This is a genomic window from Streptomyces sp. NPDC048331, from assembly GCF_043201215.1.
Taxonomy (GTDB): domain Bacteria; phylum Actinomycetota; class Actinomycetes; order Streptomycetales; family Streptomycetaceae; genus Streptomyces.
Map to the genome: position 1 here is coordinate 60,845 of NZ_JBICYT010000038.1, position 3,790 is coordinate 64,634.

A 3,790-nucleotide genomic window follows, 5' to 3' on the forward strand; every position below is an offset into this window, starting at 1 on the left:
ACGTATGTGGACTGGGGTCAGGCGGGGGACCGGGCGATCTCGGGGAACTGGGACGGTGCGGGTCCGGACAACGTGGGGATCTTCCGTCCGTCGACGGGTCAGTTCCATCTGCGGATGGACGACGGCTCGCTGGTGATCCTGGACTGGGGTGGCGGCAACGACATCCCGGTCGCGGGGAACTGGGACGGCGGCAACGGCGGTCCCGCGTCGAACATCGGTATCTGGCGGCCCTCGCAGGCCCTCTTCCACCTGCGCAACGACGACGGCTCGGCGACCTACATCGACTGGGGCCAGCCCAGGTAGACGACAGCCCGGTCGGGCGACAGCCCGGGTGGGCCGGCCCGACCGTACTCAGCCCCGGCCCGGCGGGTTCGGCGACGGCGCACCGGGCAGGACGGACAACCGCTCGGCCGTCCGGACCACCGCCGGAGCGTCGATGACGGCCGCGACCTGAGCGATCCACCGGATCTCGGAATCCAGGTCGCGCCCGTCACCGGCCACCGGGCGTCGGTCGAACACCGGCTCGCGAGACCCGAGTTCGGCGGCGATGGCGTACCGCAGGACCGCCGCTTCCACGGCGGCTGCCAAGCGATCGCCGCCGAACCCGGCCGCCCGCAGCCGCGCCTCGGCGGCCGCCACATGCACCGCACCCACGTGTCCCTCCAGAGCGAGAATGCTGTCCCGGACCTCGATCACGTACCGGTAGAGCCTCAGTCGGGGGGCACCGCGATGCAACTCGTCGGGCAGCGGAAGAACCACCTCCGGTGTCGCGGTCTGCAGCAGCTTCCACAGCGGAGCGATCCGCCGGCCCTGCCGCGCGGCGATCCGGCGCTGACCGTGGCCGGCCAGGGCGGGCCACAACACGGACAGCGCCAGGAGAAGCAGCGTGAGCACCAGCAGGGCCTGGGTGATCGCCCTGACCGCCGCCGAATCGAACCACTGCAGGTGCAGGTACCGGGCCGTCAGATAGGCGAGTCGATGCGCCAGGTAGACGGTTCCGAGGAGCATCGAGAGCCGCATCAGCCACAGCGACGTACGCACCGGACCCGGATGGGCGTGGCTTCCGTGGATCCAGCAGAGCACGGCGCAGGCCGCCAGGCCGATGGCGACGACCCCGGTCACGATCATCCAGTAGAGGAACCCCGCCGGTGAGTTCTGGCTGTAGGTCAGCAGATCGACGTCCCCGTGCGGACGGGGCATCACGGCGAACACCGAGGTCAGAAGGGCCGTCGCGACCGCCAGCCCGATGAAGTTGGCCCGTGACAGCCGTCCTTGGGAGCGCCCGGTCAACTCCCTGACGAATTCCACCATCGCCGACGTCGCAGCCAGCGCCAGCACGTGCACCAGCAGGTTGGTGACGCTCGCGACGCCGAGCACCGCGTCGATCACCCGCCGGACCGCCGGAACCCCCGCGGTGAAGGAGACGGCCCACAGCGCCCACATGGACCACAGGGCCACCATCCCCCGGTCGCGGCCGGCCGCCCGCCGTAACCCCAACAGGCTCCATGCGGTGAGCACCCAGACCAGCGGCAGCACCACGCAATCAAAGGGACGCACGCGAACCGCCCCATCCATACGCGTCGGTGAACGTGCTCATGACCCGGCGCAGGGCATTCGACGAGGTCGGCGAAGCACACGGCAGCGCGGCCGGGACCCCGTCGAAGTGCTGCCACATCAGCGAGGCCATGAGCTCCGCCTCCTGCTCCTGCTCATCGCTGGCCCCGCTGCGGCCCCGGGCGAGGAGCCGGGCCGCCATCGCCGGATCCAGGTCGGGGAAGAGGCGTTGCAGACCCGCCTCCCGCGGTGCACCGGTCTGCTGGTGGTCGAGCAGCATGTGGGCCAGCTCGTGCAGGATGATGTGCGTCTGGTGAACCGGGCTGGTGACCTCGGAGTAGTACACGTGGTCCGTCTCGGCGAAGGCGATCCACATCCCGCAGACGCCCGATCCACCGCTGTCATCGCCCGGCAGCGGGAGCAGCCGTAACGGACGTCCGCGCCGGGTGGCCACCAGCGCGGACAGGTTCGTGATCGTGAACGGGCGCGGCACCTGTAACGGCCCGATGAGATCGGCGCAATGTGTCTTGAACGCGCGCCACTTGCCTTGTTCCACCTTGGTACCCAGCCCCCCAGCCGCATCCCCTGTTTCCCGACGCGATACTAGGAGACAGGTGTTCGGGCAGGGCTCAGGCGCGCGGGCCGGGCGGGTCGATCGCCCGGTCGGTCTCCGGCGCGGCTTCGAGCAGCGCGCTGCGCTCGACCAGGGACCGTACGGTGTCCACGCCGTGGGACGACATCGTGGCCACCGCCGCGGCCCGCAGAGCCACCGACCGGACGTCGTTGGCCCGCATGGCCGCGATCAGGGCGAGCTGCGCGGAGACCCGGTCGGCCACCTCGTCGTCCACGAAGTAGGCCATGGGCACTCCGAAGAACTCGCCCAGCGCACGGAGGGTCCCGACGGTGGGGTTGCCGACCCTGCCCTTGAGCAGGGTCCACAGCCGGCCGACCGAGATCTTCGGATCGCCGGGACGTGCCCCGTCGCGTACCCCGTCGACCACTTCCTGGAGGGTGAAGCGCCGACCGAGGGGCTGCACGTGGACGAACAGGAACTCCACCCGCCGGCCCAGCCTTTCGGCCTCCGCGTCCACCGGACGCTCTTCACCGTCCGGGTCGGCACAGGGCACGGCCTCGTCGCGCTCGCTCATCCGCCCTCATCCCTTTTCCTGCCGGCTCACCCCCAGTATGGCGGCCGCGGGGGCCGGTCGGGCAGGGGAGGGCGGGAGCGGTGCGGTCGGTGGCCGTGGCCGCCGCCGTGGTCGACGGGCAGGGGAGTGTCGGCGTCGATGATCGTGAACGCGCGCATCAGGTCGTCGTCCTCGTGCTTCAGCAGGTGGCAGTGGTGGACGTACGTCGCCGGGCGCTCGGTCCCGCTGTTCGCGATGTCCACGCCGGACCGCGGTAGCGCACCGCCCGGGTGAGGTGCCAGGAGACGCCGCTCGGGCCGTACGCACTGAACCGGCTGGCCAGGGTGTCGCCGGCGACGTGCAGCCGAATACTGTCGGGGGTGGGACGGCCGACCGGCCGGGGTCGGGAAGCCGGGCGGGGGCTTCGGTGATGTCGGGATCCACTCGGGCGGCGTCGGGGAGGGGTTGGGGGTTTCCCGTCAGTCCCATCGTCCCTCCGGGGCGGGCCGGTCCCTCAAGGGCGCTCCCTGCGGTCGCGTCGCTTCGCGATGGCCTGCGGCCACCCTTGACCGACCGTCCCGCCCCGGAGAAACGAAAGACTGCCGAGAAGCCCCCAAAAGAACGAGCCGGTCCAAGGCCTGAGGGGCGGGGCGATCACAGACCCCCGACCCGACTCCGGGTGGGCGCGGTCCCGAGACGGGCCCGCAGGAGGGGCCTTCCGTGTCGGGGGAAGCGCGTCCGATCGCTACGCGCTCCTCACCTCTCGGCGTCCGACGACCGTCCTGGGTCGGACATAAGCCGCCCACGAGCTCGGTCCGTTGCCCGACCTGCGTCCGACGACCGTCTGTGGCTGGACATAGGCCGCCCACGCCCCTGGGGTGCTCCCCATGCGAGGCGTCCGACGACCGTTTGGGGTGCAAGGGCGTGGAAGCGCGGCTGTTCCGTGGTGGATGCGGGTCAGCGCGCGTGGACGGTCCGGAAGGCCGAAAGATTGCCCTTATTGCCCCGCTTTGGGGGTGGGTTGGTGGTGCCGGGCTCGCGCTGACCCGCATCCACCACCGATGGGCCGAGCTGTCGGCCGTCCGCCCCTCTCATCGCCTCTCGTCAGC

At 71.1% G+C, this 3,790-nt stretch carries 5 protein-coding genes; 1 reads left to right on the plus strand and 4 read right to left on the minus strand.

The window, feature by feature from the left end; translation table 11 throughout:
* Positions 1-303, plus strand: a 303-nt coding sequence (locus tag ACGFYY_RS34870; RefSeq protein ID WP_393715645.1) for a hypothetical protein, incomplete at its 5' end; no start/stop codon positions are given.
* A gap of 48 nt (positions 304-351) precedes the next feature.
* Here ACGFYY_RS34870 and ACGFYY_RS34875 read toward each other — a convergent pair.
* The 4 genes from ACGFYY_RS34875 to ACGFYY_RS34890 form a co-directional block, all read right to left on the minus strand.
* Positions 352-1,557, minus strand: a complete 1,206-nt coding sequence (locus ACGFYY_RS34875) for an MAB_1171c family putative transporter (protein ID WP_393715647.1) — start codon at positions 1,555-1,557, stop codon at positions 352-354.
* On the minus strand, positions 1,544-2,047 hold the full coding sequence (locus ACGFYY_RS34880) for a hypothetical protein (RefSeq protein WP_393715649.1): 504 nt from the start codon (positions 2,045-2,047) through the stop codon (positions 1,544-1,546). The genes ACGFYY_RS34875 and ACGFYY_RS34880 overlap by 14 nt, the downstream gene beginning before the upstream one ends.
* Before the next feature lie 136 nt (positions 2,048-2,183).
* Positions 2,184-2,702, minus strand: a complete 519-nt coding sequence (locus ACGFYY_RS34885) for a hypothetical protein (protein WP_365265672.1) — start codon at positions 2,700-2,702, stop codon at positions 2,184-2,186.
* A gap of 26 nt (positions 2,703-2,728) precedes the next feature.
* Positions 2,729-2,944, minus strand: coding sequence for a hypothetical protein (locus tag ACGFYY_RS34890; RefSeq protein WP_393715651.1), 216 nt, complete (start codon positions 2,942-2,944; stop codon positions 2,729-2,731).
* Between the last annotated feature and the right edge of the window lie 846 nt (positions 2,945-3,790).

Bases quoted from the DNA above. Each gene is read 5' to 3' on its own strand.
- ACGFYY_RS34885 (WP_365265672.1), bottom strand. From the start codon at position 2,702: ATGAGCGAGCGCGACGAGGCCGTGCCCTGTGCCGACCCGGACGGTGAA.